Origin of the sequence: uncultured Campylobacter sp. (assembly GCF_937997595.1) — a bacterium.
GTDB lineage: Bacteria > Campylobacterota > Campylobacteria > Campylobacterales > Campylobacteraceae > Campylobacter_B.
Window position 1 is genome coordinate 1 of the sequence record NZ_CALKTS010000197.1, and the last position, 1109, is coordinate 1109.

At 52.4% G+C, this 1109-nt stretch carries 1 pseudogene; it reads right to left on the minus strand.

The window, feature by feature from the left end:
- A pseudogene (locus Q0614_RS07015) lies at positions 1 to 1109 on the minus strand (hypothetical protein); the annotation flags it as partial.

Below are 1109 nucleotides of genomic sequence, written 5' to 3' on the forward strand. Positions count from 1 at the left end.
TAGATACGCCGCGAGCTGTCCGTATGCGATGCCGCTGTCGTTGCAAGGAACGGCGCAATTTAGATGAAATTTGATGCCCCGCGCGCGCAGCTTTGCGCACGTAAGATTTAGAAGCGTCGCGTTTTGAAAGACCCCGCCGCTTAGCGCGACCTCGAGCCCAAAGCCCTCCGCAAACTCCGCGATGAAATTTGCCAGGCCGTTGATAAATTTCGTCGCGGCCAAGCGCGGCTCATCGCGCAAAGCCTGCAAAAACGCCTCTTTGTAATCGATCACATAGCATTCGCCGCCAAGGCTCCACGGTGCCTCGCCATCTGAGGAATTTGCCGCGGCGTTTGATATGGAATTCGCCGTAGAATTCGCTGTGTTTATTGATAAATCATAATTTATCTCGCCCGCGGAATTTAAACTACGAGCGTTTGTCGAATTCGGCGCGTATATAAAATTTTGCTCGGTATCGCCGATTGTGGAATTTGCCGCGGAATTTTCCGCGTCGCTAGCCGAGCCGCAAACGTTCGCGGCGTTCGTGGCTCCAAATCTTTCACCGCTATTAGAATTCGTCGCGCGGCTATCGCGATTTATCGAGCCGCTAAAATTTTCCGCTATTCGCACCGCGGCATCGATAGAATTTCCTCTGCAGACGCCGCCTTTATCCTCGCGTTCTGCACTGCGGATAGGATTTTTCGCCGCGCCAAATTTCTCGGGCATGCGCACCGCAGAGTCTATAGAGCTTTTTATCTCGTCAAAAATCCCCGCTTCGCTTGCCGCGCCCGCCTTTTTTAGCGCGAATTTATAGCTCTGCTCGCAGCCGTCGATATATAGGTTCTCAAGTCGCATGCCCGCTTCGCCGTCAAAGCTGACGGCTCGCAAGTCGCAAATGACCGCAGCAAACGCGTCGAATAGCCGCCCTAACGAGCTTGAGCGGACGGAACGCGGCGCGATTTTTTCTAAATTTGCGACTTCGCTTGCATTAAATTTTGCCAAAAACTCGCACGCAGCGTCCTTTGTATTAAATTTAAATATGAGCGCGAGCGCAAGCTTGTAGATGTTTTTGATAGCATTCTCGCCGCCGATAAGCGCGATCTCGTCGAATTTTGCGACGCGATGGTAGC